Genomic DNA, 17,101 nt, shown 5'->3' on the forward strand with positions numbered 1-17,101 from the left:
ACGACTGGAGTTCGCATGCTGCAAGCCTACCGCCAACACGAAGCCGAACGCGCCGCGCTCGGCATTCCGCCGCTGCCACTCGACGCCAAGCAGGTGGCCGAGCTGATCGAACTGATCAAGACCCCGCCCGCCGGTGAAGACGCGTTCCTGCTGGACCTGCTGACCCACCGCGTGCCCCCGGGCGTGGACGACGCCGCCAAGGTCAAGGCCAGCTTCCTGGCCGCCGTCGCGCACGGCGACCTGAAGGTGGGCCTGATCTCCAAGGCCAAGGCCACCGAGCTGCTGGGCACCATGGTCGGCGGCTACAACGTGCATCCGCTGATCGAGCTGCTGGACGACGCGGAAGTCGCCGGCGTCGCCGCCGAGGGCCTGAAGAAGACCCTGCTGATGTTCGACTACTTCAACGACGTCGCCGCCAAGGCCAAGGCGGGCAACGCCAAGGCCAAGGAAGTGATGCAGAGCTGGGCCGACGCGGAGTGGTTCACCTCGCGCCCCGAGGTCGAGAAGAAGATCACCGTCACCGTCTTCAAGGTGCCTGGCGAGACCAACACCGACGACCTGTCGCCGGCCCCGGACGCCTGGAGCCGCCCCGACATCCCGCTGCACTACCTGGCGATGCTGAAGAACACGCGTCCGGACGCGGCCTTCAAGCCCGAGGAAGACGGCAAGCGCGGCCCGATGCAGTTCATCGAGGAACTGAAGAAGAAGGGCCACGTCGTGGCCTACGTCGGCGACGTCGTCGGCACGGGCTCGTCGCGCAAGTCGGCGACCAACTCGGTGATCTGGGCCACGGGCCAGGACATCCCCTTCGTCCCGAACAAGCGCTTCGGCGGCGTGACGCTGGGCGGCAAGATCGCGCCGATCTTCTTCAACACGCAGGAAGACTCGGGCTCGCTGCCGATCGAGGTCGACGTCAGCAAGCTGGAGATGGGCGACGTCATCGACGTGCTGCCGTATGAAGGCAAGCTGGTGAAGAACGGCGAGACCGTTACCGAGTTCAAGCTCAAGAGCGACGTGCTGTTCGACGAAGTGCGCGCCGGCGGCCGGATCAACCTGATCATCGGCCGCTCGCTGACCGCCAAGGCGCGTGAGTTCCTGGGCCTGCCCGCCTCGACGCTGTTCCGCCTGCCGCAGGCACCGGCCGAAACGAAGGCCGGCTTCACGCTGGCGCAGAAGATGGTCGGCCGCGCGGTCGGCCTGCCGGAAGGCCAGGGCGTGCGTCCGGGCACCTACTGCGAGCCCAAGATGACGACCGTCGGTTCGCAGGACACGACCGGCCCGATGACCCGCGACGAGCTGAAGGACCTGGCCTGCCTGGGCTTCTCGGCCGACCTGGTGATGCAGTCCTTTTGCCACACCGCGGCCTACCCGAAGCCGGTGGACGTCAAGACGCACCGCGAGCTGCCCGCCTTCATCTCCAACCGGGGCGGCGTGTCGCTGCGTCCGGGCGACGGCGTGATCCACAGCTGGCTGAACCGCCTGCTGCTGCCCGACACCGTCGGCACCGGCGGCGACTCGCACACGCGTTTCCCGATCGGCATTTCGTTCCCCGCAGGTTCGGGCCTGGTCGCCTTCGGCGCGGCCACCGGCGTGATGCCGCTGGACATGCCGGAATCGGTGCTGGTGCGCTTCAAGGGTGAGATGCAGCCGGGCGTGACGCTGCGCGACCTGGTGCACGCGATCCCGCTGTACGCGCTCAAGGCCGGTCTGCTGACCGTCGCCAAGGCCGGCAAGAAGAACATCTTCTCGGGCCGCATCCTGGAGATCGAAGGCCTGCCCGACCTGAAGGTCGAGCAAGCGTTCGAGCTGTCCGACGCCTCCGCCGAGCGCTCGGCCGCCGGCTGCACGATCAAGCTGAATCCGGCGCCGATCAAGGAGTACCTGAGCTCCAACGTCGTCCTGATGAAGAACATGATCGCCGACGGTTACGCCGACGCGAAGACGCTGCAGCGCCGCATCGAGAAGGTCGAAGCCTGGCTGGCCCAGCCCGACCTGCTGGAAGCCGACAAGGACGCCGAATACGCGGCCGTGATCGAGATCGACCTGGCCGACATCACCGAGCCGATCGTCTGCTGCCCGAACGATCCGGACGACGCCAAGGTGCTGTCCGAAGTCGCCGGCACGAAGATCGACGAGGCTTTCATCGGCTCGTGCATGACCAACATCGGTCACTTCCGCGCGGCGGCCAAGCTGCTGGGCGGCCAGCGCGACATCCCGGTCAAGCTGTGGGTCGCGCCGCCGACCAAGATGGACCAGAGCGAGCTGATCAAGGAAGGCCACTACGCCGCCTTCGGCACGGCGGGTGCGCGCACCGAGATGCCGGGCTGCTCGCTGTGCATGGGCAACCAGGCGCAGGTCCGCGAGGGCGCGACGGTGATCTCCACCTCCACGCGCAACTTCCCCAACCGTCTGGGCAAGAACACCAACGTGTTCCTGGGCTCGGCCGAGCTGGCCGCCATCGCGTCCCGCCTGGGCCGCCTGCCGACCAAGGAGGAGTACCTCAAGGACATGGGCGTGATCGATGCCGACAAGGCGAGCGTCTACCGCTACATGAACTTCGACCAGATCGAGGAATACGCGGAAACGGCGAAGTCGGTGGCGTGATGCAACGAGCGACCTGACGGTCGCTCGGTCGCGAGATCGGCGGGGGATGTTGAGTCCCCTGCCCCTCGCCAAAGAACAAGGGCCCGGAGGTGCAAACCTTCGGGCCCTTTGCATTGGGCGAACGTGTCGTCGCCACGACTCGGGCATCGCGTGCCCGATCAGGGAGGCTCAACCGCCGATGACGCCGCAGGCGACACGCGCCCCGCCACCGCCCAGCGGCGCGGGATGGTCGGAGTGGTTGTCGCCGCCCATATGGACCATCAACGCGTGACCCTTCACCTCGTCGATCTTCTTCAGCCGCGGCGACAGCACCGGGTTCGTCGCCTGGCCCTCGTGCGACACGTACAGCGGCGGCAGGTCGCCCAGGTGGCCGTCGCCCCACGGCTCGCCGTGGCGCTTGCTGCCCAGCGGATCAAAGTGCCCGCCCGCGGCGCCGGCCGGCGTGACCGTGCCGTTGGTCGTCGACGGCGCGCACGAGGGGTTCTCATGCACGTGGAAGCCGTGCACGCCGTGCGGCAGTCCGGTCAGTTGCGGATAGAACGCCAGGCCGTAGGGCGTCTCCACGATGCGCACCGTGCCGACCGAGGGGCCGGCGCCATCCGCCTGCGCGGCGGCGAGGTTCACGGTCAGCTCGGCGGCATGGGCCGCCGCCATGGCGCCGCAGGACACGAACAGGCCCAGGCACAACGACTTCACGAGGTTCATTCAAAGCTCCTTGGTTTACCAGCCACCCTGGGCCACGTACTTGTTGCCGTTGGCCTGGTAGCGCGCGATGGCTTCCTTCAGCTCCGTGTGCTGCTCGCAGGACGACTTGCACTCGGTGGCCAACGACGCCAGACGGGCCTGCGCCTTCGGCAGGTCGCCCTTCATCAGGTAGAGCTCGCCAGAGTACTCCAACGCGTTGCGGTGATGGGGATCGATGCGCAGCGCCTCGTCGTAGTAGCGCTCCGATGCGGCCAGGTCCGGATTGCCGGCCTTGCGCGACACGTAGCCCATCAGGTTGTTCCAGTCCGCGTTGCGGCGATCGTCGACGCGCTTCAGTTCGTCACGGGCCGCTTCCCACTGGCGGGCCTCGATCAGTTGACGGGCGGTGGCCAGGCGGTTCACCGCCGGCGCCGGCGCGGCCGACGGCGGCGGCGACATGTCGGCGGCCTGCGCGGACGGGATGGAACCGGCCAGCGCCCAGACGGCGGCCACCAGGGACAGCAGCTTCATGGTCTTCATGTGTTGCTCCTCGAGCGTGATGCAGGACATCCTGCTCCTTGACTTACGGGCTTGTCATGACGGCGGACGCACCCGGCTTCGAAAATTCGTTGTAACGATTCGTCGGGCGCCCGACGGCTGATGCCGCCCTCACCCGGGCCTCACCACACCTTGACGCAGGCCCCTTCGAGCACGAAGGTCGACGGCGTCGTCGGTGCCGGTCCATCGCTCGACTCCAGGCTGATCGCGACGCGGCTCACACTGAAGAAGAGCTTCTCGGACTCGGCCGGCAACGCGATCTGCGTCTGACCCGATGGGGAGACCGTGCCGACCACGAACGGCGCGCCGTCCTTCGGGATGGCCCACAGCGTCGCGCGACGGCCTTCAGACACGGCGATGGGGCGCAGCACTTTCACGGTGAGCAGCTTGCCGTGGCGCTTCGAACTCACGACGACGGACGGCGGCGCGGCTTCCGCGCTGAGCACGCCGACGTAGCTCGCGGGCAGCGCTTCCGAGGCGGGCTCCAGACCGACCGTGGTGGGCACCGTCTTCACGAGCACCACCGCGAGCAGCATGCCCGCCAGGACGCCGCCGGCCGCGCGACCGGTGAGCCAGCCCAGCACGGCGCTCAAGCCGCCGCTCGCCTGGGTCGATTGCGCTTGCTGAGCGCGCGGGAACAAGCGCTGCTCGATGCCCTGCCAGGTCGTGACGGGCGGCTGGATCGGCACCGGCGAACGCTCCATCACCGCCATGCGCTGCTCCCACTGCGCGACCGCAAGCGCGATCGGCCGTGAGTCGCGCATCAGCGCGACGAAGCGACGCCGCGCGGGTCCTTGCAACGTGCCCAGCACGTACTCGCGCGAGAGGTGTTCCACCAGCTCGGGTCGGTTGTAGTTCATGGCGCGGTCACTCCCCCGGCTTCGAGGCAGGCCTTGAGGCGATCGAGCCCCCGGCGCACCCACGCCTTGATCGTGCCGAGCGGCGCATGGAGCGCTTCGGCGATCTCGGTGTGGACCATGCCGCGGTAGTACGCGAGCGCCAGGGCCTGTCGCTGCTGCGCGGACAGCGCCTGCATGCAGGCACCGATGCGGGCGTCGGCGAGGTTCTGCTCGAGCAGCTGCAGCGGCTCGCCGGCCGCATCCGCCGGCACGGCGAGCGCGTCCTCGTCGAGCTCGACCGAGTGCTCGTCCTCGTTGCGGCGCGAGCGCAGCTGGTCGATGGCCTTGTTGCGGACGATGTTGATCATCCAGGTCATCGGCGTGCCGGCATCGGGCCGGTAGGCCTGCGCGTGGTGCCAGATGCTCACGTAAGCCTCCTGGAGGTTCTCCTCCGCGCGCTGTTCGTTCCTCAACATACGCAAGGAGACGGAGAACAGATGCGCGCTCGTCAGTCGATAGACGAGCTCGAAGGCCGCGCGGTCGCGCAGCGCCACGCGGGCCATCAGGTGGGGGAGATCTTGATTCGCTTGCATCGCCGGGGTCACTGCCAGGACCCGGGATGATCGGTCAAGACGGACCTCACCGCGACGGGGTGGAACCCCAAAAGAGGTAGTCGGCGGTGTAGTCGATCCGGACGGTCCGGCCGGTGGCCGCCGCGACGCACTCCTGCGCCGGCGGCGCGACACCGCCCACCGTGTTGATGCGCTGCACGGCGTCGACGGGATCGAGGCCGCCGGTACCGCTGCGCGACTTCACCGTCAGCAGCAGCCAGGGAATGGCGCCCGCCGTCGGCGACGGAGACGATGCCTTGGCCTGGCCGACGATGCGGGAGCCATCCTCCAGGCGCCAGAACGGTCCGGCGCCGTGGTCGCCGACCTTGGCATTGCGCGCGTCGAAGAGCGTCGCTTCGGGCCCGCGGAACTGCCACTCCCAGGCGCCGTTGGCGGCCTGGGCGCATTCGTAGATCTGGACGCCGATGGCATGGACCTGAAGCACCAACCGCGAGCCGTCTGCGGGGCGAAGCGCCGGGGGGACGTCGGGGACCTTCACCGCGATCGCGTTCGCGGTCGCATTCGCCGGGGTCAGGCAGGCGGGCCAGCACGTCCGCGGACGGTCGGGAGGCCTGCGCACTCGCGCAGGTGGCGACGGCGATGGCCAGAGCGGGAAAAACGGTAGCGGCGATTCGCTTCATGGAAATCTCCTTGGTCGGATGGCAGAAGGAGCGGCGTCAGTGCCGCACATCATCCACTTACGGAGAGAGGTCCAGGACGGATGCACCCGTCTTACAAACCCCGCACCATCTCCACGTGCGCGATCCCCGCCTCCTCGAAGACCGGCCCGCGCCGCTGGAACCCCGCGCGGGTGTAGAACCCTTCGGCGCTCAGCTGCGCATGCAGCAGCACCTCGCGGTAGCCCTGCTCGCGACCGGCCTGCATCAGCGCGTCCAGCACCTGGCGACCGACGCGGCTGCCGCGCATCGGCGACAGCACCGCCATCCGCCCGATCTTGGCCACCCCCGGCACGTGCTCCAGCAGCCGGCCCGTCGCCAGCGGCCGGCCCAGCCGGTTGTAGGCCACCGCGTGCGTGCAACTCTCGTCGGCGGCGTCCCACTCCATTTCGGCGGGGGATCTTCTGCTCCTCGACGAAAACGGCCTGGCGGATGCGGTGCGCGTCCTCGCCCACCGTCGCCCAGTTGCCCACGCGCGCCTCGGTCATCGCCTCGCCGCGCTCGAAGCCCAGCAGCAGGTCGCGCAGCGCCTGGGGCACCGCCTTGGGCACGCGCGCCACCGGATCCGCGAAGACATAGACCAGCTCGCCGTGCACCAGGCACTCGTCGCCGCGGAACACCGCGCAGCTCACCGTCAGCGAGCTCGTGCCCACGCGTTCCGTGCGCACGCCGATGTCGAGCAGCTCGTCGTAATGCGCCGAGCCGAGGTACTCGATCGTCGACTTGCGGACGAAGAGGTCACCCTCCAGCGCCTGCATCGTCGGCGCGTAGGGCAGCGCCAGCGCGCGCCAGTAGCCGCCCACCGCCGTGTCGAAGTAGGTCAGGTAGTGGCCGTTGAAGACGATCTGCTGCGCGTCGATCTCGGCCCAGCGCACGCGCAGGCGTTCGAAGAAGCGGAAGCGGTCGCGGGTCAGGGCGTGGGGCGCGGTGGTGCTCATGCGGAAGCCCCGGGTCGGGGTCGAGGAAGTCGTCGTCCCGGAAGCGGGATCGGAGGCGGGATCGGAAGCGCGATCGGAAACAGGAACGGAAGCAGGAACAGGAGCAGGAACGGAAACCGGCGCCGGCAGGCCGAAAGCCGTCCTCAGCGCGTCCGCGCAGGCATCGAGCGCCTGCTCGGCCTCCGGAATGCTACGACCCATCTTGATGAAGTCGTGAGTCACGCCGCGGTACAGCTCCAGCCGCACCTCGTTGCCGCTGGCGCGCAGCAGGTCGGCATAGGCGATGCCTTCGTCGATCAGCGGATCGGCCTCGGCCAGGATGAGCGTGGCGGGCGCCAGGTCCTCGTGGTCCTCGGCCTGCAGCGGCGCGAAGCGCCAGTCGTCGCGCTGTTCCGTCGGGATGTACTGGTTGAAGAACCAAGCGATCGTGTCGGCGTCCAGCAGATGGCCCTTGGCGAAGCGGCGGTGCGAGTCGGTGTCCGCATGCGCCGTCGCGCCGGGCGTGATCAGCAGCTGCATCACCAGCGACAGGCCCAGACGGTCACGGATGTCGCGCGCATGCAGCGCCGTCACCGCGGCCAACGTGCCGCCGGCGCTGTCGCCGCCGACGGCGATGCGCGCGCGGTCCAGGCCCAGGTCGGTGGCGGCTGTCGCCAGCCATGCCAGCGCGGCCCAGCAGTCGTCGACCGCGGCCGGGAACGGATGGTCCGGCGCCAGGCGGTAGTCGACCGCGATCACCGCGGCGCCGGTGCGCAGCGCCAGCTGGCGGCACAGGCTGTCGTGGGTCTCGAGGCTGCCGATGACGAAGCCGCCGCCGTGGAAGTACAGCAGCACCGGCAGGCCGCGCGCGTCCCGCGCGGCCGCGTCCTCACGCGTGAACGGGGCGTAGAGGCGCGCGGCGATGTCGCCGGCGGGACCGGGGATTGCCAGATTCTCGATGCGCGGCAGCGGCGCCCGCGGCAGGTCCAGGATCTCGGCGCCCATGAGGTAGGCGATGCGGGCCTGCTTGGGCGTGAGGCTGTGGAACGACGGGCGGTTGGCGCGGTGGATGCGCTCCAGCACCGCGGCCATCCGCGGTGTCAACAAGGTGCTACTCAACGGGAACTCCAGGACGTAGGCTCGGCTGCTGCCAAACCCCAATCGCGGGATTCTCCCAGACCCCGCGGGCCCGCGCCGATGCGGCCCGCCATCACCAGGCAAAGGACGTCGCCCATGGCCCTGATCCAGTACCTCACCCACATCCACCTGGAGGCCGGCGCGCGCCGGCTGATCGGTGCCGAATGCGTGCGCGCCGGCATCGGCAAGCCGCTGATCGTCACCGACAAGGGCGTGCGCGCGGCCGGCGTGCTGGACCTGGTGCTCGAGGCCTGGGCCGCGTCGCCGATCGACGCGGCCGCCCTGCCCGTCTACGACGGTACGCCGCCCAACCCGACCGAGGCCGCCGTGCGCGAGGCCGTCGAGCTGTTCCGCGCCCACGGCTGCGACGGGCTGATCGCCGTCGGCGGCGGCTCCAGCATCGACCTGGCCAAGGGGGTGGCGATCGCCGCGAGGCACGACGGCCCGCTGACGCGCTACGCCACCATCCTCGGCGGCGCCGGCAACATCACGTCCCAGGCCGTGCCGCTGATCGCGGTGCCGACGACGGCGGGCACCGGCTCCGAGGTCGCGCGCGGCGCGATCATCATCGTGGACGACGGCCGCAAGCTCGGTTTCCACAACTGGGAGCTGATGCCCAAGTCGGCAGTCTGCGATCCGGAGCTGACGCGCAAGCTGCCCGCCTCGCTGACGGCCGCGACCGGCATGGACGCCATCGCGCATTGCATGGAGACCTTCATGTCGTCGGCCTTCAATCCGCCGGCCGACGGCATCGCACTGGAGGGCCTGCGCCGCGGCTGGCGCCAGATCGAACGGGCCACCACGCATCCCGACGACATCGACGCCCGCCTGGACATGATGGCCGCGAGCACGATGGGCGCGCTGGCCTTCCAGAAGGGATTGGGCTGCGTGCACTCGCTGAGCCACGCGCTCGGCGGGCTCATGCCCAGGCTGCACCACGGCACGCTGAACGCGGTGTTCCTGCCGGCGGTGATCCGCTTCAACGGGATGCACGACTCGATGCGGCGCGACGACAAGATCGCCCGCATGGGTCATGCGATGAACCTGCAGGCAGGCACGCCGGCCGACGAACTCGCCGCCGCCGTCAAGGCAATGAACCAGCGGCTGGGACTGCCCGCCGGCCTTGGCGAGATTGGCGTGACGGTCGATCTCTACGAGCAGATCGTCGACCGCGCGCTGCACGACCACACCCACAAGACCAATCCGCGCGAGGCCTCGGCGAGCGACTACCGGAAGATGCTGGACGAGTCCCTGTGATCTACCAACTGGTAGATCACCCGTAGAATCGGGGCTCCTTCATCCGATGCAGGCCCCATGACCGTCGAGCTCTCCCCCAAGGCTGCCGAGATCGTCGCGCACACGCGATCGCTGCTGGTCTCGGGCGGCTACAACAGCTTCAGCTACGCCGACCTGGCCGAACGCGTCAGCATCACCAAGGCCAGCATCCATCACCATTTCCCGAGCAAGGCGGTGCTGGTCCAGCGCGTCGTCTCGCTCTATCGCGAGGAAGCGAGGAACGGCCTCGCCGGCCTGGTGCAGAAGATCGACAACCCGGTGGCCGAGCTCAACGCCTACGCGGACTACTGGGCTGGCTGCATCCGCAGCGGCGAACACCCGTTCTGCATCTGCGCGATGCTCGCCACCGAGATGCCGACCATCCCCGAGGAAGTCGCGATCGAGGTGCGAGGCCATTTCCACGACCTGGGTGCGTGGCTCGCGTCCGTGCTCAAGCGCGGCGTCGCGGCCGGACAGTTCCATCTGCCCGGTAGCCCGGCCGCGTCGGCGCGCGCCTTCATGGCGGTGGTGCACGGTGCCATGCTGGTGGCCCGCGCCGTGGACGACCCGAAGGCATTTGCAGCTGTCGTGCAGCCGGCGATCGTCAAGCTGACGCAGCCAGCCTGAGGAACCGACCCGCTCCGTCGAGGATCCGCGACCTCTTGCTCCCTCTCCCGCTTGCGGGAGAGGGTGGGGGTGAGGGCCAGCGGCGGCGGAAGTGCGGAAGCCGTCTTGCTGACTGCCTAGTCCGCTGGCCCTCACCCCTGCCCTCTCCCGCAAGCGGGAGAGGGGGGTAAGACAGTGCTCAGCGGTCTTCGGGGGCCTTGCCTCTCGTCTTCACCGCGCGCAGGAAGTCGAAGTCCACGCCCTGGTCCGCCTGCGTGACGGTCTGCAGGAACAGCTTGCGATAGCCCCGCTCCGCCGTCGGCTCGACGACCGGGTGCTCGGCGGCACGCTTCGCCAGCTCCTCGTCGGAGACCAGCAGCGCGATCTCCCGATGCTTCACGCTCAGGCGGATGCGATCGCCGTTGCGCACGTGGGCGAGCGGACCGCCCACGGCCGCCTCCGGCGTCACGTGCAGCACGATCGTCCCGAAGGCCGTGCCGCTCATGCGGCCGTCGGACACGCGCACGATGTCCTTCACGCCGGCCCGCGCGAGCTTGCGCGGGATCGGGATGTAGCCTGCCTCGGGCATGCCCGGCGCGCCCTTCGGCCCGATGTTCTTCAGCACCAGGATGTCGTCGGCGGTGACGTCGAGGTCGTCGCTGTCGATGCGCGCGGCGAGGTCCGCGCTGTCCTCGAAGACGACCGCCCTGCCCTCATGCTCCATGAGCTTGGGATCCGCCGCCGACTGCTTGATGATCGCGCCGCCGGGCGCCAGGTTGCCGCGCAGCACGGCCAGGCCGCCCTGCGGATAGATCGGCCGGTCGAAGGTCCGCACGACGTCCTGCGGGAAGCCCTCGCCGGCGCGCTCGATCTCCTCGCCCAGCGTGCGGCCGGTGACCGTCAGCGCCTCCAGGCGCAGCAGCGGCTTGAGCTCGCGCAGCAGCGTCGCCATGCCGCCCGCGTGGTGGAAGTCCTCCATGTAATGCTGGCCCGACGGCTTCAGGTCGAGCAGCACCGGCGTCTCGCGCCCCAGGCGGTCGAGGCCCGCGAGGTCGATGTCGATGCCCATGCGGCCCGCGATCGCGGTCAGGTGCACGATGCCGTTGGTGGAGCCGCCGATCGCGAGCAGCACGCGCAGCGCGTTCTCGAACGCGGCCGGCGTCAGGATCTTGTCGATCGTCAGGCCCTTGCGCGCCAGCTCGACCGCCTGCGCGCCGGTCTGCTCGGCCACGCGGATGCGGTCCGCGGTGACGGCCGGCGGCGAGGCACCACCCGGCACCGTCATGCCGAGCGCCTCCGCCACGCAGGCCATCGTGCTGGCCGTGCCCATCACCGAGCAGGTGCCCACGCTCGCAACGAGCTGGTTGTTGACGTCGGCGATCTCCTGGTCGTCGATCTCGTCCGCGCGGTACTTGCCCCAGTAGCGGCGGCAGTCGGTGCAGGCGCCGACGCGCTCGCCGCGATGGCTGCCGGTCAGCATCGAGCCGGTGATCAGCTGGATCGCCGGGATGCCCGCCGACGCCGCGCCCATCAGCTGCGCCGGCACCGTCTTGTCGCAGCCGCCGATCAGCACCACCGCGTCCATCGGCTGCGCGCGCACCAGTTCCTCGGTGTCCATCGACATCAGGTTGCGCAGGTACATGCTGGTCGGGGCCGAGAAGCTCTCGTGCACCGAGATCGTCGGGAAGTCCATCGGCAGCCCGCCGGCGAGCATGATCCCGCGCTTCACCGCCTCCAGCAGCTGCGGCATGTTCCCGTGGCACGGGTTGTAGCTGCTGCCGGTGTTGGTGATGCCAATGACCGGCCGGTCCAGCGCATCGTCCGTGTAGCCCGCGCCCTTGATGAAGGCCTTGCGCAGGAACAGGGAGAAGCCCTGGTCGCCGTAGTGGGTGAGGCCCTTCTTCAGGCCCTTGGGTTGATCGCTCACGACTGCCTCACTCGTCTGCCTTGATGTTGGCCGCGGCGATGACCTTGGCCCATGTCGTCACTTCGCCCTTGAGTCGCTCCTGCGCGGCGGCCGGCGTCAGCGGCGCCTGCGCCACCACGCCCTGCTGGGCCAACTGTGCCAGCACCTCGGGCTTCTTGAGCGCCTTGTAGATCTCCGCGTTCAGGCGCGACACGACGTCCGCCGGCGTGCCCGCCGGCACCAGCACGCCGAAGGTCGAGGTCGCCAGCAGGCTGGGGAAGCCCGCCTCGGCCGTGGTCGGCACGTCGGGCAGGTTGGGATCCCGCGCGGACGCCGCCACGGCCAGCGGCGTCAGCTTGCCGCCCTTGATGAACTGCAGCACCGCCGGCACGGTCTCGGCCATGAACTGGATCTGACCCGCGATCAGGTCGGTGACGGCGGGGCCGCTGCCGCGGTAGGGGATGTTGTCGGTGGCGAGCTTGCCCTGGAGCTTCAGCATCTCCGACGCCATGCGCTGCGGCGCGCCGGCGCCGGAGGAGCCGAAGGAGGTCTTGCCGGGATTCGCCTGGATGTAGGCGACGAGCTCCTTCAGCGACTTCGCCGGCACCGAGGGGTTGGCCACGAAGACCAAGGGCACGCTGCCGACGACGGCCGCGGTCTGGAAGTCCTTGACCAGGTCGTAGCGGACCTTGCCCTTCTCCAGCGTCGCGATGGTGGCGTGGGAGGTCATCGCGCCCATCAGGATCGTGTAGCCATCGGGCGCGGCCTTGGCCACCGCCTGCGCGCCGAGGTTGCCGCCCGCGCCGGCGCGGTTCTCGACGATGACCTGCTTGCCCAGCCCCGTCGACAGCTCCGCCGCGAGGATGCGGCCGATGATGTCGGTGGCGCCGCCGGGCGAGAACGGCACGATCATCGTGATGACCTTGTCCGGCCAGGTCGCGGCGGCGGCGGATCCGCCCAGGACGAGCGAGGACGACGCCGCCGCGGCGGCGACGGCGAGGACCTGGCGGCGACGGACGCCGGAAGTCCGAAGCACGGGACGGGGCAATGAGCGCGGCAATGAACGGGGCATGTTGTCTCCTGGCTGTGGTCAGCGGGGTTGTTATGAGTCGTTGTGGGTAGCGATGGTTGGCCAAAGACGACCTGAGAACAATTTGCTTCCCATTGCTTCAGAGCAAAAAATTCCTTATGTTCCGAAGCCGCCCGGTCGGGGCGACGGATGAAGGACGCCGGGATGGATCTGCGCTACGTTCAGAGCTTCGTGACGACGGTGGAGTGCGGCTCCATCGCGGAGGCCGCGCGGCGGCTCGACATGACCGCGCCGGCGGTGGCCGCGCGCCTGAAGGCGCTGGAGGACGACCTCGGCACGGCGCTGATCCGGCGCTCGGGGCGTTCGGTGAAGCCGACGGCGGCGGGGCTCAACATCTTCGACCGTGCCCGCAACATGCTGCGCGAGGAGCGCGACCTGCGCGCGCTCGCCAACGAGAAGGTGCAGCTGGGCGAACTGCGGCTGGGCGCGTTCGTCTCGGCGCTGACGACGGTGCTGCCGCCGGTGCTGCGGCGTCTCTACGCGAGCCATCCCGACCTCTCGGTCTCGGTCGTCTCGAACGCGTCGACGGAGTTGGTGCGCATGGTCGCGGCCGGCGACCTGGACGCCGCGGTGGTGGTGGAGCCTCAATTCACGATCCCCAAGACCTGCGAGTGGCGCGAGCTGATGACGGAGCCGCTCGTCGTCGTGGCGCCGAAGGAGCTCGCCCGGCGCGACGCGCACGACCTGCTCCAGACCGAGCCCTTCATCCAGTACGACCGCTCCCGTGCTCGGCGGTCAGCTGGCGGACCGCTACCTGCGCCATCAAGGCCTGACCCCGCGACGGCGGCTGGAGATCAACGGCCTGATGTCCATCGCCGCGATGGTCGACCAGGGGCTGGGGATCTCGCTGCTGCCGGACTGGTCGGCGCTGTGGTCCAGCGGCTTGTCGATCCAGAAGGTGCCGCTGCCCGGCACGGCACCGGTCCGCAAGAGCGGCTTCGTCTGGAGCGCACGGAGCCCGCGCGCGCCGCTGGCACGGATGTTCCTGGAGCAGGCGGAGGCGCTGTTCGCCCCGAAGGTCAAGCGGAAACGGTGAGCCTTAAATCCTGGCAAAGCAGGCGGATAGATGCTTAAAATGACGCATGATAGTAAAAACCTGCCAAACCATCCGAATACAACTCCATTGACCTGATAGGCGTATAGTCCTGGTAAAACAGGAGGAAAGATGCGCAAAGTTGTTCGCGAACCTTTTCCCGACCCCATGGTTCGGGACGCCCTGGCCTTCGGGCAGGCAGTCCGTGCTGCCCGGACGGCGGCAGGCATCACCCTTGAAGCCGCCGCCGAGGCGCTGAGCATCAGCAAGGCGACGATGAGCGATCTTGAAGGCGGCAAGGGGACGGTGGCATTGGGTACGGCGCTGCGCGTCGCGCGGGATCTCGGCGTCGCCTTCTTCACGACGCCGCTGGTGACGCACTACGAGGCCGCGAGCGCGCTCCAGCATCTGCGCGTGACTGACCCCATTCCATGGGGAGGCCCCAGCGCCGAACGCACCCGCTCCCTGAACGGACGCGTGGAAGGACCCGCAAAGTGATCAAGCTCGCGATCTGGGCGGCAGACCGTCGCGTTGGGACTCTCGCGTACGACCCGGCTGGCACGCTTTTCGATTTCAGCTATGCCGAAGAGTGGGAGCACTGGCCCGGCACCTTCCCTCTGAGCCCCCAGATGCACATGGCGCCGCGACTCCTCTCGCAGGCATCGGGTCCGGCGCGATTCGGGGACCTATCGCCAGAGACGCGCTCCGCGATCGCCCGAGCGTTCTTCCAGAACCTCATGCCGGAAGGGCAGGCCCTGGACGTGGCGGCACAGGCGAATGGCTTGTCGAAAGCAAATCTGGCGGGACTGCTGGTGGCCCTGGGCACCGAGACGGCGGGCGCGCTGAGCGTCAGTCTGGCCGATGCATCGACGCCGCCACGGATCGACATCGGTCGAAGCACACTGCGCCCGCTGCCGCCCGCAGAGCTGAGCGAACGCATCCGGGGGGCGCCTCCAGACGCCCTTCTCCGTCTGGGACGGCAAGGTCAGGCTGTCGATTGCCGGGCTTCAGGACAAGATCGCAGTCTTCGAGGACGACAACGAGTTCTTCCTCGCCAACGGCGGCGACTTCGCCTCGACGGTCATCCTCAAGCCAGCACCGCTCGATCCACGTTTCGGCGAGCTTCCGGCCATCGAGCATGTCTGCATGCACCTCGCCGCCGCCGTCGGTATTCCGGCCGCCAAGACCCGCCTGCTCCACGTGCCGGAGCCAGTGCTGCTGGTCCAGCGCTTCGATCGCAGGCGCTCGGCAGACGGACGGGTCGAGCGGCTGCACATCATCGACGCCTGCCAGGCGTTGGGGCTCACGCCCGAGCTCAAGTACGAACGCGCCTACGGCGATCAGGACGCGGTGAAGCATCTGCGCGACGGGGCGTCGATGCAGCAGCTGTTCGGACTCGCTGCGATCGGCACGTCGCCGCTCGAGATGCAATCGCAACTCCTGGATCGCGTGATCTTCAACGTCCTCATCGGCAACACCGATGCGCATGGCAAGAACTGGTCGTTCTTCATCGAACGGCATCCCGGGCTGCTGCGCCTGGCGCCCGCCTACGACCTCGTGGACGTCGAAGCCGTGGCCGACGAGCACATGAGCACGAGCTTCGCCATGGGCATCGGCGATGCGTTCCATCTCGACGAACTCGGCGCATTCCAGTGGGCGAGCATGGCCCTGGAATGCGCCCTCGCACCGCGACAACTGGCAACGCGAATCCGGGCCTTGAGCACCCGACTGCCCAAGGCGCTCAAGGACTCACGTCCAATGCTGGAGGAGCAAGGCGTGCCCCCGGCATTGCTGGATGCCATGGCCGCACGCCTCCAACATCGTTGCGAGTTCATCGCAAAGCATGCGTCGTTGATTCCCCAGGTCTCGCCAGAGGACCTGATGTGACGCGTTCACACCGGTCCCCCGCCATGCCGCCCCGGCATAACAGCTAGCGCCATTCCAGCATTGGTCGCGGCGAGGCCACCGACCAGAATGCGCGCGGGCGGCTCCTCCCGGTCCGACCCGCAGCGCGCCGTCTCCGGCGCCGATTCCCCCACAAGGTCCCCATGAAGAGACAAGCATTCCTCTGGGCCGGCGCCGCGATGGCGTTCGCCGCCCCGCTCGCGTTCGCGCAATCCCTCCCCGCCGGTCCGCTCAAGATCGTCGTCGGCTACTCGGCCGGCGGCGCCGTGGACGTGGTCGCCCGCGCGGTCGCCGTGCGGCTGCAGGCCGAGCTGAAGCAGCCCGTCATCGTCGACAACAAACCCGGCGGCGGCAGCAACATCGCCGCCCGCACCGTCGTGTCCGCGCCGGCCGACGGCGCCACGCTGCTGATGGCCGCCAACGCCGTCGCGGCCAACATGGCCCTCTACCAGCCGCCGCCGTACGACTCGGAGAAAAACCTGGCCCCCGTCGCGCTGATCGGCCGCGTGCCGGTCATCATCGCGGTCAACCCGGAGTCGCCGTACAAGACGCTGGCCCAGCTGGTCGAGGCCGCCAAGGCCAAGCCGGAATCCGTCGGTTATGCGACGCCGGGCAACGGCTCCACGCCGCATCTGGCCGTCGAGCTGTTCGCCAGCGCCGCCAAGATCAACCTGATGCACGTGCCCTACAAGGGCGGCGCCCAGGCGCTCACCGACGTCATCGGCGGCCAGGTGCCCGTGGTGGCGCTCAACGCGCTCGAGATCCTGCCGCACTGGAAGAGCGGCAAGCTGCGCCCGCTCGCCGTGCTGAGCGCCAAGCGCTCCAGCCTGTTCCCCGACGTGCCGACGATCGCGGAGTCCGGCTTCCCCGGTTTCGAGGCCTCGGTCTGGTACGGCCTGATGGCGCCGGTCGGCACGCCCAAGCCGGTGCTCGCCGCGCTGAGCGCCGCCGCCGTCAAGGCCGCCCAGTCGGCCGAGGTCAAGGAACGCCTGGCCCAGGCCGGCGGCGAGAGCACGCCCGGCGACGCCGCGGCCTTCGCCAAGCACCTGCATGCGGAGCGCGAGCGCTACACGAAGCTGATCACCGCCGCCAAGATCAAACCGGATTGAGCGGCACATTCCCTTCGCAGGCCAGCCCTCGCGAGGCGTCCGGGCGAGGCGCGCGCCTTGCCGGACGACGGGCGATCTGCGCGTCCGCCGCACGCTCCGCCCGGGTAATCACGCTCGTGATGCGCGGGGAATCGACGTCTCATCGATCCA

Annotated in this window: 14 protein-coding genes and 4 pseudogenes; 9 read left to right on the plus strand and 9 right to left on the minus strand. The window is 69.1% G+C overall.

What is annotated here, in order from left to right:
* Positions 1-15 precede the first annotated feature (15 nt).
* The gene (gene acnB / locus ACFJIX_RS26330) at positions 16-2,604 is read left to right on the plus strand and encodes a bifunctional aconitate hydratase 2/2-methylisocitrate dehydratase (RefSeq protein ID WP_377155562.1); all 2,589 of its coding nucleotides are present in this window, start codon (positions 16-18) and stop codon (positions 2,602-2,604) included.
* Between the two features lie 168 nt (positions 2,605-2,772).
* On the opposite strand, the gene sodC is transcribed toward acnB, so the two are convergent.
* The 7 genes and pseudogenes from sodC to ACFJIX_RS26365 all read right to left on the minus strand — a co-directional run.
* The gene (gene sodC / locus ACFJIX_RS26335; protein ID WP_377155564.1) at positions 2,773-3,309 is read right to left on the minus strand and encodes a superoxide dismutase [Cu-Zn] SodC; all 537 of its coding nucleotides are present in this window, start codon (positions 3,307-3,309) and stop codon (positions 2,773-2,775) included.
* Between the two features lie 15 nt (positions 3,310-3,324).
* Positions 3,325-3,828, minus strand: coding sequence for a tetratricopeptide repeat protein (locus ACFJIX_RS26340; RefSeq protein ID WP_377155565.1), 504 nt, complete (start codon positions 3,826-3,828; stop codon positions 3,325-3,327).
* Positions 3,829-3,968: 140 nt separating this feature from the next.
* Positions 3,969-4,706 carry an anti-sigma factor domain-containing protein gene (locus ACFJIX_RS26345; RefSeq protein WP_377155567.1) on the minus strand — a complete coding sequence of 246 codons (738 nt, stop codon included), beginning with the start codon at positions 4,704-4,706 and terminating at the stop codon, positions 3,969-3,971.
* On the minus strand, positions 4,703-5,278 hold the full coding sequence (locus tag ACFJIX_RS26350) for a sigma-70 family RNA polymerase sigma factor (protein WP_377155569.1): 576 nt from the start codon (positions 5,276-5,278) through the stop codon (positions 4,703-4,705). The genes ACFJIX_RS26345 and ACFJIX_RS26350 overlap by 4 nt, the downstream gene beginning before the upstream one ends.
* A 46-nt stretch (positions 5,279-5,324) precedes the next feature.
* A complete protein-coding gene (locus ACFJIX_RS26355; RefSeq protein ID WP_377155571.1) occupies positions 5,325-5,876 on the minus strand; it encodes a DUF3455 domain-containing protein in 552 nt (183 codons plus the stop codon).
* 152 nt (positions 5,877-6,028) lie between these two features.
* Positions 6,029-6,887, minus strand: a pseudogene (locus ACFJIX_RS26360) (YbgC/FadM family acyl-CoA thioesterase).
* A gap of 156 nt (positions 6,888-7,043) precedes the next feature.
* A pseudogene (locus ACFJIX_RS26365) lies at positions 7,044-7,982 on the minus strand (alpha/beta hydrolase); the annotation flags it as partial.
* 141 nt (positions 7,983-8,123) lie between these two features.
* On the opposite strand from ACFJIX_RS26365, the gene ACFJIX_RS26370 reads away from it, so the two are divergent.
* Both ACFJIX_RS26370 and ACFJIX_RS26375 read left to right on the plus strand, forming a co-directional pair.
* A complete protein-coding gene (locus ACFJIX_RS26370) occupies positions 8,124-9,284 on the plus strand; it encodes an iron-containing alcohol dehydrogenase (RefSeq protein ID WP_377155573.1) in 1,161 nt (386 codons plus the stop codon).
* Positions 9,285-9,341: 57 nt separating this feature from the next.
* Positions 9,342-9,929 (plus strand): TetR/AcrR family transcriptional regulator, encoded by a 588-nt coding sequence (locus tag ACFJIX_RS26375; protein ID WP_377155574.1) that lies wholly within the window; start codon positions 9,342-9,344, stop codon positions 9,927-9,929.
* A gap of 178 nt (positions 9,930-10,107) precedes the next feature.
* Here the strand turns inward: ACFJIX_RS26375 and ACFJIX_RS26380 are convergent, their stop codons facing one another.
* Entirely contained in the window at positions 10,108-11,835 is a 1,728-nt protein-coding gene (locus ACFJIX_RS26380; protein WP_377155575.1) for an IlvD/Edd family dehydratase, read from the minus strand.
* Positions 11,836-11,842: 7 nt separating this feature from the next.
* Positions 11,843-12,850 (minus strand): Bug family tripartite tricarboxylate transporter substrate binding protein, encoded by a 1,008-nt coding sequence (locus tag ACFJIX_RS26385; protein ID WP_377155576.1) that lies wholly within the window; start codon positions 12,848-12,850, stop codon positions 11,843-11,845.
* A gap of 198 nt (positions 12,851-13,048) precedes the next feature.
* On the opposite strand from ACFJIX_RS26385, the pseudogene ACFJIX_RS26390 reads away from it, so the two are divergent.
* The 6 genes and pseudogenes from ACFJIX_RS26390 to ACFJIX_RS26415 form a co-directional block, all read left to right on the plus strand.
* Positions 13,049-13,579: pseudogene (locus ACFJIX_RS26390) on the plus strand (LysR family transcriptional regulator); the annotation flags it as partial.
* 49 nt (positions 13,580-13,628) lie between these two features.
* Positions 13,629-13,940 (plus strand): LysR substrate-binding domain-containing protein, encoded by a 312-nt coding sequence (locus ACFJIX_RS26395; RefSeq protein ID WP_377161985.1) that lies wholly within the window; start codon positions 13,629-13,631, stop codon positions 13,938-13,940.
* Between the two features lie 129 nt (positions 13,941-14,069).
* A complete protein-coding gene (locus tag ACFJIX_RS26400) occupies positions 14,070-14,435 on the plus strand; it encodes a helix-turn-helix domain-containing protein (protein WP_377155577.1) in 366 nt (121 codons plus the stop codon).
* Positions 14,369-14,776: pseudogene (locus tag ACFJIX_RS26405) on the plus strand (HipA N-terminal domain-containing protein); the annotation flags it as partial. The gene ACFJIX_RS26400 and the pseudogene ACFJIX_RS26405, both read left to right, overlap by 67 nt.
* 157 nt (positions 14,777-14,933) lie before the next feature.
* On the plus strand, positions 14,934-15,824 hold the full coding sequence (locus tag ACFJIX_RS26410) for a HipA domain-containing protein (RefSeq protein WP_377161987.1): 891 nt from the start codon (positions 14,934-14,936) through the stop codon (positions 15,822-15,824).
* 161 nt (positions 15,825-15,985) lie between these two features.
* Positions 15,986-16,951, plus strand: a complete 966-nt coding sequence (locus ACFJIX_RS26415) for a tripartite tricarboxylate transporter substrate-binding protein (RefSeq protein WP_377155578.1) — start codon at positions 15,986-15,988, stop codon at positions 16,949-16,951.
* Positions 16,952-17,101: the final 150 nt, after the last annotated feature.

This window comes from Roseateles sp. UC29_93 (genome assembly GCF_042695725.1).
In the GTDB taxonomy this organism is placed as follows: domain Bacteria; phylum Pseudomonadota; class Gammaproteobacteria; order Burkholderiales; family Burkholderiaceae_C; genus Roseateles; species Roseateles noduli_A.

Bases quoted from the DNA above. Each gene is read 5' to 3' on its own strand.
- acnB (WP_377155562.1), top strand. From the start codon at position 16: ATGCTGCAAGCCTACCGCCAACACGAAGCCGAACGCGCCGCGCTCGGC.
- sodC (WP_377155564.1), bottom strand. From the start codon at position 3,309: ATGAACCTCGTGAAGTCGTTGTGCCTGGGCCTGTTCGTGTCCTGCGGC.
- ACFJIX_RS26340 (WP_377155565.1), bottom strand. From the start codon at position 3,828: ATGAAGACCATGAAGCTGCTGTCCCTGGTGGCCGCCGTCTGGGCGCTG.
- ACFJIX_RS26345 (WP_377155567.1), bottom strand. From the start codon at position 4,706: ATGAACTACAACCGACCCGAGCTGGTGGAACACCTCTCGCGCGAGTAC.
- ACFJIX_RS26350 (WP_377155569.1), bottom strand. From the start codon at position 5,278: ATGCAAGCGAATCAAGATCTCCCCCACCTGATGGCCCGCGTGGCGCTG.
- ACFJIX_RS26370 (WP_377155573.1), top strand. From the start codon at position 8,124: ATGGCCCTGATCCAGTACCTCACCCACATCCACCTGGAGGCCGGCGCG.
- ACFJIX_RS26375 (WP_377155574.1), top strand. From the start codon at position 9,342: ATGACCGTCGAGCTCTCCCCCAAGGCTGCCGAGATCGTCGCGCACACG.
- ACFJIX_RS26400 (WP_377155577.1), top strand. From the start codon at position 14,070: ATGCGCAAAGTTGTTCGCGAACCTTTTCCCGACCCCATGGTTCGGGAC.
- ACFJIX_RS26415 (WP_377155578.1), top strand. From the start codon at position 15,986: ATGAAGAGACAAGCATTCCTCTGGGCCGGCGCCGCGATGGCGTTCGCC.